The sequence below is a fragment of the Haloechinothrix halophila YIM 93223 genome (assembly GCF_000504245.1).
In the GTDB taxonomy this organism is placed as follows: Bacteria; Actinomycetota; Actinomycetes; order Mycobacteriales; family Pseudonocardiaceae; genus Haloechinothrix_A; species Haloechinothrix_A halophila.
On sequence record NZ_KI632509.1, the window covers coordinates 3,959,543 to 3,975,621 of the forward strand.

Here is a 16,079-nt window from a genome sequence, read left to right on the forward strand (position 1 = left end):
CCCCGATGCGAACCGCAACATCCCGACAGTGGCGCTCACCGGGAGCTGTTACGGTGTTCGCTATGCAGCGTTATTTCTGGTTTAGCGAGCCGGCCCTGGGTGGGCGCGGCAGCCGAACCATGCGCTGACCTCTCACCCCGAGCCGGAACAACAAGCCGGCTCGGGCGTCCGGGGCGGCTTGGAGAAAGGAAGTGACCATGCCGCCCACCGCAGGCAGAGGCGACGCATCCACGATCGAGCTGCACAATCAACGTGTCACTGGCGTCAGCCCGTTGCTGTCGCCCGCGCTGCTGCGCCAGGAGTTCCCACTGGCGCCCGCCGCCGCCAAGACCGTGAGCCAGGGCCGCACTGACACCGTCAACGTGCTGAACGGCGACGACGACCGGCTGCTTGTCGTGGTCGGGCCGTGCTCGGTGCACGATCCGGACGCCGCCATCGATTACGCGCGCACGCTCGCCGCGCAGGCCGAGCGGCTCCGCGACGACCTGCACGTCGTGATGCGGGTGTACTTCGAGAAGCCGCGCACCACGCTCGGGTGGAAGGGCTTGATCAACGACCCCGATCTCGACGGCAGCTTCGCCGTGAACCGGGGCCTGCGCATCGCCCGCAAGCTCCTGCTGGACATCTCCGAGATCGGCCTGCCTGTCGGCTGCGAGTTCCTCGACCCGATCACCCCGCAGTTCATCGCCGATGCCGTCAGCTGGGGTTCCATCGGCGCCCGCACCGCGGCCAGCCAGGTGCACCGGCAGCTGTGCAGCGGGCTGTCCATGCCGATCGGCATCAAGAACTCCACCGAGGGCGACGTCCAGGTCGCCGTGGACGCCACCCGCGCGGCGGCGGCGAGCCACGTCTTCCCCGGCATCAATGACGACGGTCTCGCCGCGCTGCTGACGACGTCCGGCAACGCCGACTGCCACGTCATCCTGCGCGGCAGCGCGTCCGGTCCGAATCACGACGCCACCACCGTCGCGGACACCCTCGCGCGGCTGACCAAGGCCGGGCTGCCGGAACGAGTGATCATCGACGCCAGCCATGGCAACAGCGGCAAGGACCACGTCCGGCAGGCCGAACTCACTGGCGAGATCGCCGAGCGCGTCGCCGAGGGCGAACGCGGCATCACCGGCGTCATGCTGGAGAGCTTCCTCGCGGCGGGCCGCCAGGATCTCACCCTCGGCAAGCGCGACGAGCTGGACTACGGCCGCAGCATCACCGACGCCTGCATGGACTGGGACACCACCAGCACGCTGCTCGACCAGCTGGCGGCCGCCGTGCGTGTGCGGCGCTAGCCGGGCAGGCCGCGCCTGCGGCGTACCTGTTCGAGCGCCTGCCACCGGGCGAGGTTGTGCCGCGCGTCCGCGAGCGCGTCATGCGCGTTCGCGGGCGGCGGCGGCAACTCCGGCTTACCCAGGTCCTCCCAGCGTTGCCGCAGGTCGCGGGTGAACCGGGGCAGCTGGCGCGGCAGTGCGGGCATCGCGCCCCACAGCTGCGCGAGCGCGACATGGTCGTAGGCGGCGAACCAGGCCCAGAGCTGCACCCCGCCGTACGGCTTGCCGATGAACTCAAGCAGGTCCTGCCTGATCCGCTCCCTGCTGCGCCACGCCTTGTCGCTCGGGGACGGCAGCTGCGGCAGCACGTGCTCGCGCACCCACGGGCCAGCACGGTCCGGGTCGAACTCGGTGGACACCGCATAGAACTCGCGGCCACGTTCGTCAACGACGCCGATGGACACCAGGTCGATCGTCCTGCCGTCCTCGATGAACTCGGTGTCGTAGAAGAATCGCACTGGCCAACCTTACGAAGAGTCACCATCACCAGCGGGATGGGGGGCGGCTCAGCTCGCTTCGGTCTCCGGGGTACGAGCGGCGTCGCGCGCCTGCTCCTGCCTCGGCACCGCGACCGGGGTTCCCGCGCGCTCGGCGTCGGCGAGCTCCTTGGCGCGAGCGGCGTAGATGTCGACGTACTCCTGCCCGGAGAGTTCCATCAGGTTGTACATCACCTCGTCGGCGATGGAACGCTCGACGAACCGATCCCCCGCGAGGCCGTCGTAGCGGGAGAAGTCGAGCGGCGTGCCGATGTGGATCTCGATCCGCTTCGGCCACCACATCTTGGAGCCGATCGGGTTGACCTTCTCGGTGCCGACCATCGCGACCGGGATGACCGGCACCTGTGCCTGCAGCGCCATCCGCGCGATGCCGGTCTTGCCCTTGTGCAGCCTGCCATCCGGCGACCGGGTGCCCTCTGGATACACGCCGAGCAGGTTGCCTTCCCGCAGCAGCCGCACGCCGGTGTTCAGCGCGGCCTGCCCGGCTGACCCGCCAGAACGGTCAACCGGGTACTGACCGGTGCCCGCGAAGAACCACTTCTTCAGCTTCCCCTTGATACCGGGTTCGGTGAAGTACTCGCTCTTGGCGAGGAACACGATGCGGCGCTTGACATGTGTCGGCAGGAAGAACGAGTCGACGACGGCGAGGTGGTTGCTCGCCAGGATCGCGCCACCGGTCTTCGGGATGTTGTCGAGGCCGGTGACCTTGGTCGGCCAGAAAAGCTTCAGAAGCGGACCCAGGAGGACGTACTTCAAGGTCCAATAGAGCACTACACACCCACTTCCTTGCTTTCACGGCGAGATCAGATTACGAACCCGCGTGGTGCGGGCACAATGTGAGCGAGCCAATCACGGCACCCTCGCGACCGATCTCACACCTGGGATACCCCGCGAGGGCGGCACCCTCACACGTGTGGTCCGTGCGACCATGGAACCACAGCAGCGCACCGCGAGAGACGGAGTCCGGTATGCCAGTTCTGCCCGGCGCTGAGCCGTTCACGCACTCCGGCTCGTCTGAGATCGGCGTGCTGTTGTGTCACGGTTTCACTGGCACCCCGGCCAGCATGCGGCCGTGGGGCGAGTTCCTCGCCGACGCCGGACTGACCGTGCGCGGGCCCCGGCTCCCTGGGCACGGCACCACCTGGCAGGAGATGAACCGCACCACCTGGCAGGACTGGTACACCTGCGTGCGCGACGAGACCACCTCGCTGCTGGCGTCGTGCTCCTCGGTGTTCGTGTTCGGGCAGTCGATGGGCGGCACGCTGACCCTGCGGCTCGCGCAAGAGTTCGGCGACGCGATCTCCGGCATCACGCTGGTCAACCCATCGGTGATGACGCGGCGCAAGGACGCCAAGCTGCTGCCGGTGCTCTCCCGGCTGTGGCCGTCGATCCCCGGGGTCGGCGGCGACATCGCCAAGCCAGACGCTGCCGAGCTGAGCTACACGCGGGTGCCGCTGCGCGCCGCCGCCAGCCTCGCCGAGCTGTGGCGGCTGGTGCGCGCCGACCTGCACCTGGTGCGCCAACCGGTGCTGCTGCTTCGCTCGCGGGTCGATCACGTCGTCGAGCCGGAAAACGCACGTATCGTGGCGTCGGGGGTCGCCAGCACCGACATCACCGAGGTGGAGCTGCACCGCAGCTATCACGTCGCGACGCTCGACCACGACGCGCCGGAAATATTCGAGCGCAGTCTGGCGTTCGCGAAGCGTATACATGAAGGCAAGACCGACACGCCAGCCACCGAACTGGGCGCGACATGAGCAGGACCGGTAAGGACCCCAACGGCCAGGACGACGTCGACGCGATCTTCGGCGAGATCGTCGCCGACCTCAGGGCCGAGGGCGTCGGCGCGCGCATCGACACGGACCGCCGCGACGCGCGCTCATCCACCGAGGCGGATGACCAGCACGACACGGACCCCGACCGCGATGCCGGGAACTGGCTCGACACCGACACCGAGCGCCACGACGGCCGCACCGACCGGAATGATGACCGGGCGGGAGATGAGCACGCCCGTCCGCGTCCCGCTACCAGCGACTGGCGCGCCAGCGAGGTCGGCTGGGACGAGACGATGCTGTCCGATTCGGACCCCACCGCCGACGATGACGACGAGCACTTCGTGCCGCCGGAGCCGCCACCGCTGCCGAAACCGAGCCGCAGCATGGGCATCGTGGCGTTGTTCGTCGTGGTCGGGCTGGTGCTGCTGATCGCACCGCACATCATCGGCATCGGGGTGACGGTGGCGACGCCGCTCGGCATGCTCTCGCTCGCCGCGGGACTCGGGTTCCTCCTGCTGCACGCCCGCGACGACAACCGCCCGCCCGGTGCCGATCCGGACAACGGCGCGCAGGTGTAGGCCCTCGGCTGGCTCGACCCAGCCTTGAACTCGGCGCTGCTAGCCGTCGATCACGCGGTGCTCGCGGGCTTCCAGCGCCCGTGCGGGGCGCTCGTAACGGTTGACCTTCTCCGACTTGCGCGGCGGCCGGTCGTTGGCGATAAGCACGGCGATCCACGGCAGCGGCACGGACAACACGATGAACGCGAGCGCCAGCCACCAGGTCTGGTAAAAGATCCCGGCCAGGATCAGGCACGGGAACCGCAAGCCCATCATGATCATGTACTTGCGCTTGCGGTCGGCATGCTGGTCGTCGTACGAGCGAGCGGCGGCCGTGATCAACACCGGGTCACCATGGGCGGTACCGCCGTTGCCCGACGAGCTCATCGCATGCCACCTCCGCTCGCTGCTCCATCCCCACCCTACGCTGGCTAACTCCAGCTACCGAGAGCCGGATCGCGGGGTACCTGTGCGGCGGGATGCCCATCACACTGGCACGATAAACAGCCGTGACTGCGCCGTACTTCTCTCCTGACTTCTGCGCACGGCTGCGCGAGGCATTCCTGCGCACCGGGTATGACGCGGACGGGGTGCTCACCACCATCGGTGGGCCCGCGCACGCCGCGCTGACCAGGGACGAACCGGAGCTGGCGTATCAGGCCAGCCAGGACGCTGGCGAACTTGGCACGGTGATCCGGCTGTTCCTGCTCGGTGCCGCCGAACCCGCGGCGGACGCAGCCGCGGCCATCGCGCCGGTCTGCATCGACGACGCGCTCAGCACCGGGCTGCTGCGCGGCGCGGGCGAGGCGATCCGCGCCGGGTTCGACGTCCGCCCGCACGGCGACGACGACGGCGGCTCCTGGTGGGTGATCTCAGACCTTGAGCCGGAGCACCGCCGCTGGCTCGACCACGAGCTGTCGACCGATCACGTACTCGGCATCGGGCAGGCGTCGATGAGCCTGGTCCGCGCGACGAGCAGGCGCCCGGTGGGGACACTGCTCGACATGGGCACCGGCAACGGGGTGCAGGCGCTACACGGCAGCAGGCACGCCGAACGGGTGACCGCGACCGACGTCTCGGAGCGCGCGCTGGCCCTCGCTGCGGCCACGTTCGCCCTCAACGGCCTGGACATCGAGCTGGCCAACGGCGAGTGGTTCGCCCCAGTCGCGCGCAGGCGGTTCGATCAGATCGTGTGCAACCCACCGTTCGTGGTGGGTCCGGCGCGGGTCGACTTCACCTACCGCGACTCCGGGCTGGGCGGCGACGACGCCAGCGCACTCGTGGTGCGGCAGCTTCCCGGTTTCCTCGAGCCCGGCGGCACCGGGCACGTGCTCGCATCGTGGCTGCACCGCGACGGCGAAGACTGGATCGAGCGGGTGAGCGGCTGGGTGCCGCCCGGCGTCGACGCCTGGTTCGTGCAGCGCGACATCGCCGACCCCGGCCTGTACGTCGGCACCTGGCTGCGCGACGCGGGCATCGACCCCCGCTCGCCGCTGGGGCGCGAGCAGGCCGCGACCTGGCTGGACTGGTTCGCCGAGAACAAGGTGGACGGCGTCGGCTTCGGGTTCGTCACGCTGCGCCGCAGCGACGTCGACAACCCCACGGTGCTGTGCGAGGACATGCGCCAGGCCTACGACGACCCGCTCGGCGACGAGGCCGCGGCATGGCTGGACCGGGTGAGCTGGCTTCGCGAGCACCCTGACCTGCTGGCGGAACGGTTCCTGGTGCCGGACTCCGTGGTGTTGGAGCAGATCTCCGCGCCGGACGACGAGGGCTGGCAGCCGACGATCCGCAGGCTGCACCGCACCGACGGCCCCGGCTGGCAGCACGAGGTGGACGAGCTGGTCACGGCGCTGCTTGCGGGTTGCAGGGGCGCGCTGCCGCTGTCGGATCTGCTCGGCCTGCTCGCGGCGGCGCACGGGGAGCCGATCGACGCGCTGACCGAGGCGGCACTGCCGGTGGTGCGGGAGCTGGTCCGGCACGGGATGCTGATGCCCGCCGACGAGACAGCCACATGAGGGCTGTCGTCACCAGGGTCACCGAGGCGAGGGTGACCGTCGATGACGAGGTTGTCGGCGAGATCGCCGAGCAGGGTCTGCTCGTGTTACTCGGCATCAGCGCTGCGGACACCGACGAGCAGGTGCCGCGCATGGCCCGCAAGTTGCACGAGCTGCGACTCCTGCGCGATGAGGAGTCCTGCGCGTCGGTGAACGCTCCCCTGCTGGTCGTCAGCCAGTTCACGCTGTACGGCGACACCCGCAAGGGCAGGCGCCCATCCTGGACGGCAGCCGCCCGGCCCGAGCACGCCGAGCCGCTGATCGACGCGGTGGTTACCGAACTGCGTACTAGGGGCGCGACGGTCGAAACGGGGCGATTCGGTGCGATGATGCGGCTGCACAGCGTCAACGACGGACCTTTCACCGTGCTCGTCGAGGTGTGACACCCGACGGCTCGCACCCACCCAGCTGATTACCGCTGCGAGTAACGGGCCAATCGGTCATATCGATCTCCGAGTGGAGGTGCCGATGATGACCGATAGCGCGACGGGCGAATTCTCCCCTGCTGCGACCCGCTGGGGATGGTCCGGCTTGGCCTTGATCGGGCTGGCGTTGCTGGCTATCGGAAACCTCACCACCGTGGGTGTCCGGGACAGTAGCCATGACGAACAACGTCGGGACGGTCGTCCGCTTCGACTACACGTGCACAGTGCATGGCGATGGCTCCGGCCAGTGGTCGTTGGTCGAACTCGATCACGCGCGGCAGTAACTCCCCGTGTGCGACGGCTACAGACTCCCGGATCAACCGCTGTCGACCGGGAATGGGGCGAAGGCGGTATTTCGTCGGGGCCGTTGACTCGGGTCGAGCCATTTTGGCGGTATGCATTCGGGTTTGCCGTCTGCCGTCATGCGGATGGTCCAGTCGCTGGCGTGGATGAGGCGGTGATGCATGCCGCAGAGCAGCACCAAGTTATCGAGGTCCGTCGGCCCGTTGTGCTCGTACCACTCCCGACGGTGGTGCACCTCGGACCAGTGCGCCGGACGAGTACACCCCGGAAAGACACACCCCTTATCCCGCAACACCAGTGCCCGACGCTGAGCTGTGCTCGCCAGGCGTTGTTCCCGCCCGAGGTCGAGGACTTCACCGTCGCTACCCAGCACCGCCGGGATGATCCGAGCATCACACGCGAGCCGGCGAGCTTCATCGACACCGATCGGGATCTCACCGTTCAGCAGCGGCAACTCCCGACCGACGAGGGCATTAACCCGGTCACGAAGACCGCCGCTCTCACCGTTTGGGTCGGCATGGTGGTCTTCAGCGGTGTCGCGATCGCCTGGGTGCGTCGCGGCGGCAGCATCGCAGTCACACCTATGGCCGCGGAGGTCGTTGAGGCCCACGGTGACCATGAGCGCGGTCTTCTCACCCGCTTCGGTGGGCAGCTTCGCCGCCCGCTGCGCAAAGTCCAGTAACTCCGCGAAAGCATCGCCGTTGCGTTGCTCCACGCTGCGTCGATCGCGTTCACCATCCTCACCGGGACGCGGCTTCGCCAATGGCGAGAGGAGTTTCTCCAGCTGAGCACCGGATACCGCGTCGAGGATGCCCTTGACATGCAGCCGCCCATCGAGGCTCCAGGACCACCGCAACTCCCGCTCCGGACGCTCCGGCAACGGCGGATCCGGCTGAAGATACTCCTGCTCCAACCGTTGCAGCAGATGCCGCCCAGCCTTGGTGACCGCACTCGGGTGCGACGGTTCCGCCGCGAGCTCCACCAGGATCTTCTCGTAGACCTTGCGGTCCTCATCCGGCACCGCACCCGGCATCTCAGCCAAGGTTTTCACGATGGAATCGACATGGGCGGTGTTGATATCACCGCGGGCGAACGCCTCCCGCGTCGCCGGCGCCGTCGCCGGCACCCGCTGCGTGCCCTCAGAATAATCATGGCAGGCCAACGCGCGACGCACACGCATACGCCCATCCGCGCGGGTGCACTGCACGACATCCTTCAGTAGCGCTTCCACGCTGCCATACCCGAAACACGGATACGGACCCCGCGACTGCACCTCCGCCAGAATCTCCCCTTGCGCCGCCTGCACACGACGCATCAGCGACTCCAACTCCCGCAACGAGCCAACCAGCTCGCCCTGATCAGCCCGAGACCAATCAGTGCCGGGGCGAACAAGAAGGTCAGTGGAAGTCCCCATACACCAATGTTAGAACACACGTTCGACATGTGTCAAGCATCACACGTTGACCTATCGCGCCATCAACGCCCAATCACAGACAGATCACGGCCAACTCGGATCGGCGTCACACCATGGCTGCCAACCGCTCTCACACCACCAAGACATCGGACGAACCCGGCGCGCGCCATCGCCGTCACGGACAGTGAAAAGGTGGCCACTGACCTGGGCGAAGGTCCGCACTGCGCGAATCTTCCCGCCGCGACCAGCACTCTCAGCAAAACTTAAGGTTTGGTTGAGGGTGTCCCCGGGAACTCAATGAGAAAACTTATTCCCTCCGGGAACGAATACAGCGATGGCAACGTTGTTCAAGGTGTCCGGCACTTGAGGCGGCCGGACCGTAGGGCGGGGTGTCCGTCCACGCCTGTTGCCAGGGTGCAAGGGGAGGCTGAGCATGTCCGTGAAGACTCTCGACCGCGAGACTCGCGACACGCCTATCGAGGCTGACGCGACCGACGTGTCTACGGTCGTGCCAATCCAACCGAGTCCGCAGCACGAAGCCGATCTCGATGCGCAGGGCCCAGCAGCCGACCTCGTGCGCGTATACCTGAACGGCATCGGCAAGACGGCACTACTCACCGCGGCGGACGAGGTCGACCTCGCCAAGCGGATCGAGGCAGGGGTGTTCGCGCAGCACATGCTGGACACCGAAGAGGGACTGTCCCGCAAGCGGCGTTCCGAGCTCGCCGCGCTGGTCCGCGATGGGCACCGCGCCAAGAACCATCTGCTGGAAGCCAACCTGCGGCTCGTCGTGTCGCTGGCCAAGCGCTACACCGGCCGCGGCATGCCGCTGCTCGACCTGATCCAGGAGGGCAACCTGGGTCTCATCCGCGCGGTGGAGAAGTTCGACTACACCAAGGGCTTCAAGTTCTCCACCTATGCGACCTGGTGGATCCGGCAGGCGATCACGCGCGGCATGGCGGATCAGGGTCGCACCATCCGGCTGCCAGTGCACCTTGTCGAGCAGGTCAACAAGCTCAGCAGGATCAAGCGTGACATGCACCAGCAGTACGGCAGGGAGGCCACGCACGCGGAACTGGCCGAGGAGTCCGGCATCCCCGAGGCGAAGATCGCCAAGCTGCTCGACCACGCTCGCGATCCGGTCAGCCTCGACATGCCGGTCGGCACCGAGGAAGATGCCCCGCTGGGCGACTTCATCGAGGACTCCGAGGCGACCGACGCGGAGAACGCTGTGATCTCCGGCATCCTGCAGGACGACCTGCGCCGGGTGCTCGGCACGCTGGAGGAACGCGAGCAGCATGTGATCCGGCTGCGCTACGGCATCGACGACGGTCAGCCGCGCACACTCGACCAGATCGGGCGGCACTTCGGGCTGTCCCGGGAACGGGTCCGCCAGATCGAGCGTGAGGTCATGGCCAAGCTCCGGCAGGGTGAGCGCGCCGACCGGCTGCGTGCCTACGCGAGCTGACACCGCCGCGAGACCGAGAACTCACGCGTGAACTGACGCCGTTCCCGCCCGCTGCGCCGTGCCCAGCTGACTGCGCTCCGACAGGGGCTGATTACGCTCCGAGCACATGCGGAACCCGATCGGCCGTTGACTTGTGGCCGCGATCACGGCACGGTCTGTAGGCGGTACGGCAGCGTCGCCTCCGGTACAGGTAGGTCTTCGTGGTTGGGCACGACTGCCTGCCGCGTTCCCCGGAAGGTCGGGCCCGTCGGGGTGGGCCCGGCCTTCCGACTACCGGAGCCGTGCTGGCCGAGAACACCGTCCTGGCTCACACCGGCACCGGGTGGTCACCGACGTCTCATCGTGGCGCGCGGTACGGTCTGAGCCACCCGAGACGGAGCGCAGAGGGAGCCAGCTCAGCCGTGACCACCTTCGAGTACAGCGACGTCCTGCCACTTGGCAAGGACACCACCACCGAGTACCGCCTGATCAGCGATGAGGGCGTGCGCGTCGTCGAAGCGGCGGGCCGCACGTTCCTCGAAGTCGAGCCGGAGGCCCTGACCCGGCTCGCGAGAACCGCGATCACCGACATCCAGCACCTGCTGCGCGGCTCGCACCTCGCGCAGCTGCGGTCGATCGTCGACGACCCCGAGGCCAGCGGCAACGACCGGTTCGTCGCCATGGACCTGCTGCGCAACGCCGCCATCTCGGCGGGAGGGGTGCTGCCGATGTGCCAGGACACCGGCACCGCGATCGTCATCGGCAAGCGCACCGAGCAGGTGTTGACCGGCGGCGACGACGAGCGAGCGCTGGCGCGCGGCATTTACGACGCCTACCAGGAGTTGAACCTGCGCTACTCGCAGATGGCGCCGCTGACCTTCTGGGACGAGAAGAACACTGGCACCAACCTGCCCGCGCAGATCGAGCTGTACCACAAGCCGGGCGAGGAACCGTCCTACGAGTTCCTGTTCATGGCCAAGGGCGGCGGCAGCGCGAACAAGACGTTCCTCTACCAGGAGACCAAGGCGGTGCTGAACCCGAAGCGCCTCGCCGGGTTCCTTGACGAGAAGCTGCGCAGCCTCGGCACCGCCGCCTGCCCGCCGTATCACCTCGCCATCGTCGTCGGCGGCATGTCGGCCGAGTACAACCTCAAGGTCGCCAAGCTCGCCTCCGCCCGCTACCTGGACGAACTGCCGCGCGAGGGCTCCCCTGCCGGCCACGCCTTCCGCGACGTCGAGCTGGAGCAGCAGGTGCTGGAGATGACCCGGCAGTTCGGCATCGGCGCGCAGTTCGGCGGCAAGTACTTCTGCCACGACGTCCGCGTCATCCGGCTGCCCCGGCACGGCGCGTCCTGCCCTGTCGGTGTCGCGGTGTCCTGTTCGGCCGACCGGCAGGCCAAGGCGAAGATCACCCCGGAGGGTGTGTTCATCGAGCAGTTGGAGCGCGACCCGGCACGGTTCCTGCCGGAGGTCACCGACGAGGATCTCTCCGACGAGGTCGTGCAGATCGACCTCACCCGCCCGATGGATGAGATCCGCGCGACGCTCACGCAGCTGCCGGTGAAGACGCGGCTCTCGCTGACCGGACCACTGGTCGTCGCCCGCGACATCGCGCACGCGAAGATCGCGGAACGGCTCGACGCGGGCGAGGAGATGCCGCAGTACCTCAAGGACCACCCGGTGTACTACGCGGGTCCGGCCAAGACCCCGGATGGCTACGCCTCCGGCTCGTTCGGCCCCACGACGGCGGGACGGATGGACTCCTATGTGGCGCAGTTCCAGGCCAAGGGCGGCTCAATGGTGATGCTGGCCAAAGGCAACCGCTCCAAGCAGGTCGCCGCGTCGTGTGAGCAGCACGGCGGGTTCTACCTCGGCTCGATCGGCGGCCCGGCCGCCCGGCTCGCGCAGGACTGCATCAAGAAGGTCGAGGTGCTGGAGTACCCCGAACTGGGCATGGAAGCCATCTGGAAGATCGAGGTGGAGGACTTCCCCGCCTTCATCGTCGTCGACGACAAGGGCAACGACTTCTTCAGTGACGTTGCGGCAACGTCGGAGCCGGTGCTGCAGATTTCGTTCCGCTGACGCTAGATGCGCGGCTTCGCCGGGGTTCTTGCGCAGGAAACCGGACAACACGTGCGTTAACCGGAACCATTCGCGCAAGCTCCCCGGCGAAGGCCGCCAGAAGGAATCGGGCGCGTGCCTACACCGACACGCCGCGCGCGGCGAGCCAGCCCAGCGGGTCGACCTTGGTGCCGCCGTCCACCCAGACCTCGAAGTGCAGGTGCGGGCCCGTCGAGTAGCCACGGTTGCCGATGGTGGCGATCTGCTGCCCCGCACGGACGCGCTGCCCGGCCCCGGCGGTGATCTCGTTCATGTGGCCGTACACGGTCACCGTGCCGTCGTCGTGACGCACCTTCACCCACAGCCCGAAGCCACTCGCCGGGCCTGCCTCGATCACGGTGCCGTCCGCGACGGCGACGATCGGCGTGCCGATGGCGTTGGCGATGTCGATGCCGGTGTGGGTCGTGCCCCACCGGGCGCCGAAGCCCGATGTCAGCCTGCCGACCGCGGGCCGTACGAAGTCCGGCCGCGCCGCGGCACGCTCGGCGGCGCGCTTCTTGGCGCGCTCGGCGGCCTTGCGCTTCGCTTCGGCCTTCGCCTTAGCTTTGGCCTTCGCGGCCCGGCGTTCGGCCTTGCGCTCCTGCCGCTCCTCTTCGGCCATGGCGACGCTCTTGATCTCGGCGATCTCGGTGTACGGATCCACCGGACCCGGGGAGAGCGACCTGGGGCGCTCCGGCTGCGCCACGAACGCCTTCAACGCCACGCTGCCTTGCTCCGACACCGGCTGTTCCCGCGCCTCAGCGGGCTGGCTGAACGGCACGAGGGCGCTGGCGGCCAGCAGTGCCGCCATCAGCTGGCGGTGCGGCGGTAGGAGCTTCGAGCGAGCGGGGGCCCCGGCGTCCGCGTGCTGGCCTTCACTGGCCTGCGGCGCCGGGGACTGTCTGTCACCGTCGGGGGGTGTCGCGGGCATGCTGCTGCCTTCCGTCTCGGGGAGGTCCGGACTCGACACCGGGCGGGGGATCCCGGTGGACCGAGCGCCGCATAACGACGACCGTGCCCATGTCGTGACCGAACCGTGACGTGCCGAGCGACGGTAACCGTGTGCGATCAGGGGCGGCAAACCTCCACCATGACGGCGCTCACACCGTTTCGAGTGAGGTGTAACGACATTCGCCCTGGTCACGATGACTTCCGGCTCGGCGCGGCGCGACAGTGGCGCCCACCGTCGCGACCCATCGCCCTCACCCAGGACAGGCGGTCGACATCGCGAGATTCGCTTGACACGGCACCGAAATCGGAACTCCCGTGTGGACGGCGATCGCGATACCGTCGCGAATGGAGCGTTGCACACGCAGGGTGATCGACTACCCCAGGTAGCCCACCACGGCACTCAAACCGACACGCCGGAAAGGTTGCGTGATGTGACGGACGTCATGCCGCGGGTGTGGCGCGCGACGCACTCCCGTCGCCCGGAAGGTTGAGCTACTCGACCGGTTCGTCGATGGAACGCAGCCTGCGCGGCCCGCTGTCCGGCCGTGAGGGCGGCTCCCCCACCGCGATGCGAGCGCCGATGACCGTGGCGCCGTCCGGGGTCGCGATCACCGGGTCCAGCTCCAGCGCACGCACCTCGGGGATGTCCTCGGACAACGCGGCGACCCGCAGGACCAAGTCGGACAACGCGCCGAGGTCGGCCGGCTCGTCGCCGGTGTAGCCCGCGAGCAGCGGCGCCATCCTTGGTTCGCGCACCAGATCGGCCGCGTCAGTGTCGGTGAGCGGCACCGCCCGGTAGGCCCTGTCCCCGATCAGGTCGCCCAGCACGCCGGACAGCCCGAACGAGACCAGCGAGCCGAACGACGGGTCGTCCTGCAGCGCGATCGCGCAGGAACTCCCCCTCGGCCCCATGCGCTGCACGTACACCTCTGGCACCCCGGACATCTCCAGCAGGTCGGCATGCGCGCTTCGCACCCCGTCCTCGCTGAGCAGGTCGAGCCGGGAGCCGGACAGGTCGGGGCGCCTGCTGAGCCGCTGGTCCACCGACTTCACCGCGACCGGGTAACCAAGCCGCTCAGCGGCTGCGACAGCGTCATCGGCCGAGGCGACCCGCTCGTACGGCACCACGTCAATGCCGTAGCAGTTCAGTAGCTCCTGGCACTCGGCGTCAGTCAGCCAGTGGTAGATGTCGTCAGCGTCGTCGGAGCTGGCCGGGCTCCGCAGCGCGGTATGCACGACCTGCCCAGCGTGCTCAGGGTGCAGCCCGTCCGGGCGCACGTACGATCCGGTCGGGCGCTGCCGCCACGCCGCGTAGCGGATCACCCGCGCCAGCGCCGTGACCGCCCGCTCCGGGCTCGGGTAGGACGGGATCGAACCCAGCGTGGGCGTGCCGTCCTCCGCGGGAACGGCCAACTCCTCCGGCACGCCTTCCACCGCGAGAAACGTCGACACGATCGGCTTCGCGGCGTGCTGCGCGGCAACGTTCGCGACCTCGCGCACCGCGCGGGCGTAGGTGGTGCCCGCGATCGCCAGCGGCGGCACGAACACCACCACCAGCGCGTCGACGTCCGGATCGTGCAGCGCGTCGCGGACGGCCGCGGCGAACTCCTCAGGGCCGGTCTGCGCTCCGACGTCGACCGGGTCGAACGCCAGCGTGAGGCCATGGGCCATCGCGGTGTCGGCGGCCAGCGCGCCGATCGCCGCCGAGTTGCCGACGATGGCCACGCTGGGTCCTTCCGGCAGCGGCTGGTTCGCCAGCAACAGCGCGGTGTCGAACAGCTGCGCCAGCGAATCCACCCGGATCACCCCGGCTTGCTCGAACAGCGCCTGCACGCTGGCCTCGTCGACGTTGGCCGAGGTCGCGGCCAGTTCCCTGCGCACGGCGTGCCGCCCGGAACGCACCGCGACGATCGGCTTGCTGCGTGCGAGCCTGCGCGCCAGCCGCGCGAACTTGCGCGGGTTGCCGAACGACTCCAGATACAGCAGCACGACGTCGGTGTTCGGGTCGGTCTCCCAGTACTGCAGCAGGTCGTTGCCGGAGACGTCGGCACGGTTGCCAGCCGAGACGAACGTCGACAGCCCGAGCCCGCGCTGTCGCGCGTCGGCGAGGATCGCGATGCCCAGCGCACCGGACTGGCAGAAGAACCCGGTGTTGCCGCGTGGCGGCAGTTGCGGCGCGAGCGAACCGTTGAACCGCACCGACGGGTGGGTGTTGACCACACCGAGCGCGTTCGGGCCGACCACCCGCATACCGTGCGCCCGCGCCTCACCGACCAGCTGCAGCTCGGCGTGCAGACCGTGCGGTCCGCTCTCGCCGAAACCGGCCGAGACGATCACCAGCGCGGACACGCCCTTGGCGAGCGCGCCGTCGAGGACCTCGGAGACCTGCTCTGCGGGCACCGCCACGATCGCGAGGTCCACCTCGCCGGGCACGTCGACAACGGAGGGGTAGGACCGCACGCCGCGCACCGACTCGTGCGCCGGGTTGACCGGATACACGGTGCCCGCGAAGTCGGCGGTGAGGACGTTGGTCAGTACCGCGTAGCCGATCTTCGCGGGGTCGCGCGACGCGCCGATGACGGCGACCGAACGCGGATGCAGCAGGTTGTGCACGCTGCGCGCCTCAGCCGCCTGCTCCCGCGCCCGCGCGACCGCGAGGGACTCCTCGGTGGGGTCGATGTCGAACTCCAGGTGCAGCGCCCCGTGGTCCAGCTCCTTGCTGACCTGGTAACCGGCCTCGGCGAACACCCGCGCCATCGCCCGGTTCTCGGCGAGCACCTCGGCCTCGAAGCGGGCGATGCCGCACTCGGCGGCCGCCGCGGCGAGGTGTTCCAGCAGGATCGAGCCGAGTCCCCTGCCTTGGTGGGCGTCGGCCACGACGAACGCGACCTCGGCGCTCGGGCCCTCGTCCAGCCGTTCGTAACGGCCGACGGCGACGATCTCGTCGCCGAGCAGCGCCGCGAAGGCCACCCGGTTGTAGTGGTCGACGACCGAGAACCGCTTCAGGTCCCGCTCCGGGATCCTCGGATACGCACCGAAATAACGGAGGTAGCGGGTCTCGTCAGAGAGCTTGCCGTGGAACGCGACGATGGCGTCGGCGTCGTCGGGCACGATCGGCCGCAGGTGGGCGGTGCGGCCGTCGGCCAGCACGACGTCGGCTTCCCACCGGCGCGGGTAGTCGTGTGGGTCGCGGGGACCGGCATCGCTCGGTGCGGTGGTCATGGTCAGT

Annotated in this window: 13 protein-coding genes; 7 read left to right on the plus strand and 6 right to left on the minus strand. The window is 68.7% G+C overall.

The genetic code is table 11. The annotated features are described in order from the left end of the window. The first annotated feature begins 197 nt into the window (after window positions 1–197). Window positions 198–1,286 (plus strand): 3-deoxy-7-phosphoheptulonate synthase, encoded by a 1,089-nt coding sequence (locus AMYHA_RS18100; RefSeq protein WP_034272856.1) that lies wholly within the window; start codon window positions 198–200, stop codon window positions 1,284–1,286. Here AMYHA_RS18100 and AMYHA_RS18105 read toward each other — a convergent pair. Together AMYHA_RS18105 and AMYHA_RS18110 are read right to left on the minus strand one after the other, a co-directional pair. After that, entirely contained in the window at window positions 1,283–1,783 is a 501-nt protein-coding gene (locus AMYHA_RS18105) for a polyadenylate-specific 3'-exoribonuclease AS (RefSeq protein WP_034272859.1), read from the minus strand. The genes AMYHA_RS18100 and AMYHA_RS18105 overlap by 4 nt on opposite strands. Window positions 1,784–1,831: 48 nt before the next feature. Beyond that, the gene (locus AMYHA_RS18110; protein ID WP_034272862.1) at window positions 1,832–2,593 is read right to left on the minus strand and encodes a lysophospholipid acyltransferase family protein; all 762 of its coding nucleotides are present in this window, start codon (window positions 2,591–2,593) and stop codon (window positions 1,832–1,834) included. A 197-nt stretch (window positions 2,594–2,790) separates the two neighbouring features. Between AMYHA_RS18110 and AMYHA_RS18115 the strand changes: the two genes are divergently transcribed. Together AMYHA_RS18115 and AMYHA_RS18120 are read left to right on the plus strand one after the other, a co-directional pair. Continuing rightward, window positions 2,791–3,579, plus strand: coding sequence for an alpha/beta hydrolase (locus AMYHA_RS18115; protein ID WP_034272864.1), 789 nt, complete (start codon window positions 2,791–2,793; stop codon window positions 3,577–3,579). Then, window positions 3,576–4,175 (plus strand): hypothetical protein, encoded by a 600-nt coding sequence (locus AMYHA_RS18120; protein ID WP_034272867.1) that lies wholly within the window; start codon window positions 3,576–3,578, stop codon window positions 4,173–4,175. Before AMYHA_RS18115 ends, AMYHA_RS18120 begins: the two co-directional genes overlap by 4 nt. A 39-nt stretch (window positions 4,176–4,214) precedes the next feature. On the opposite strand, the gene AMYHA_RS18125 is transcribed toward AMYHA_RS18120, so the two are convergent. After that, entirely contained in the window at window positions 4,215–4,541 is a 327-nt protein-coding gene (locus AMYHA_RS18125) for a DUF3099 domain-containing protein (RefSeq protein ID WP_034272869.1), read from the minus strand. Window positions 4,542–4,663: 122 nt separating this feature from the next. Between AMYHA_RS18125 and AMYHA_RS18130 the strand changes: the two genes are divergently transcribed. Beyond that, window positions 4,664–6,172 carry a DUF7782 domain-containing protein gene (locus AMYHA_RS18130; protein WP_034272872.1) on the plus strand — a complete coding sequence of 503 codons (1,509 nt, stop codon included), beginning with the start codon at window positions 4,664–4,666 and terminating at the stop codon, window positions 6,170–6,172. After that, on the plus strand, window positions 6,169–6,594 hold the full coding sequence (dtd, locus tag AMYHA_RS18135) for a D-aminoacyl-tRNA deacylase (protein ID WP_034272876.1): 426 nt from the start codon (window positions 6,169–6,171) through the stop codon (window positions 6,592–6,594). Before AMYHA_RS18130 ends, dtd begins: the two co-directional genes overlap by 4 nt. A gap of 358 nt (window positions 6,595–6,952) precedes the next feature. On the opposite strand, the gene AMYHA_RS18140 is transcribed toward dtd, so the two are convergent. After that, complete coding sequence (locus AMYHA_RS18140) at window positions 6,953–8,353, minus strand: HNH endonuclease signature motif containing protein (RefSeq protein ID WP_084037355.1); 1,401 nt, start codon at window positions 8,351–8,353, stop codon at window positions 6,953–6,955. 433 nt (window positions 8,354–8,786) lie between these two features. On the opposite strand from AMYHA_RS18140, the gene AMYHA_RS18145 reads away from it, so the two are divergent. Together AMYHA_RS18145 and AMYHA_RS18150 are read left to right on the plus strand one after the other, a co-directional pair. Beyond that, the gene (locus AMYHA_RS18145; protein ID WP_034272878.1) at window positions 8,787–9,821 is read left to right on the plus strand and encodes a sigma-70 family RNA polymerase sigma factor; all 1,035 of its coding nucleotides are present in this window, start codon (window positions 8,787–8,789) and stop codon (window positions 9,819–9,821) included. Window positions 9,822–10,222: 401 nt separating this feature from the next. Continuing rightward, window positions 10,223–11,881, plus strand: coding sequence for a fumarate hydratase (locus tag AMYHA_RS18150; RefSeq protein WP_034272880.1), 1,659 nt, complete (start codon window positions 10,223–10,225; stop codon window positions 11,879–11,881). 118 nt (window positions 11,882–11,999) lie between these two features. Here AMYHA_RS18150 and AMYHA_RS18155 read toward each other — a convergent pair whose 3' ends face one another. Together AMYHA_RS18155 and AMYHA_RS18160 are read right to left on the minus strand one after the other, a co-directional pair. Further along, complete coding sequence (locus tag AMYHA_RS18155) at window positions 12,000–12,830, minus strand: M23 family metallopeptidase (protein WP_231104797.1); 831 nt, start codon at window positions 12,828–12,830, stop codon at window positions 12,000–12,002. 512 nt (window positions 12,831–13,342) lie between these two features. Further along, complete coding sequence (locus tag AMYHA_RS18160; RefSeq protein ID WP_034272884.1) at window positions 13,343–16,072, minus strand: bifunctional acetate--CoA ligase family protein/GNAT family N-acetyltransferase; 2,730 nt, start codon at window positions 16,070–16,072, stop codon at window positions 13,343–13,345. Window positions 16,073–16,079: the final 7 nt, after the last annotated feature.

Excerpts from the sequence above, each read along its gene's own strand:
- AMYHA_RS18100 (WP_034272856.1), top strand. The coding sequence starts at position 198 with ATGCCGCCCACCGCAGGCAGAGGCGACGCATCCACGATCGAGCTGCAC.
- AMYHA_RS18115 (WP_034272864.1), top strand. The coding sequence starts at position 2,791 with ATGCCAGTTCTGCCCGGCGCTGAGCCGTTCACGCACTCCGGCTCGTCT.
- AMYHA_RS18120 (WP_034272867.1), top strand. The coding sequence starts at position 3,576 with ATGAGCAGGACCGGTAAGGACCCCAACGGCCAGGACGACGTCGACGCG.
- AMYHA_RS18125 (WP_034272869.1), bottom strand. The coding sequence starts at position 4,541 with ATGAGCTCGTCGGGCAACGGCGGTACCGCCCATGGTGACCCGGTGTTG.
- dtd (WP_034272876.1), top strand. The coding sequence starts at position 6,169 with ATGAGGGCTGTCGTCACCAGGGTCACCGAGGCGAGGGTGACCGTCGAT.
- AMYHA_RS18140 (WP_084037355.1), bottom strand. The coding sequence starts at position 8,353 with ATGGGGACTTCCACTGACCTTCTTGTTCGCCCCGGCACTGATTGGTCT.
- AMYHA_RS18145 (WP_034272878.1), top strand. The coding sequence starts at position 8,787 with ATGTCCGTGAAGACTCTCGACCGCGAGACTCGCGACACGCCTATCGAG.
- AMYHA_RS18155 (WP_231104797.1), bottom strand. The coding sequence starts at position 12,830 with ATGCCCGCGACACCCCCCGACGGTGACAGACAGTCCCCGGCGCCGCAG.
- AMYHA_RS18160 (WP_034272884.1), bottom strand. The coding sequence starts at position 16,072 with ATGACCACCGCACCGAGCGATGCCGGTCCCCGCGACCCACACGACTAC.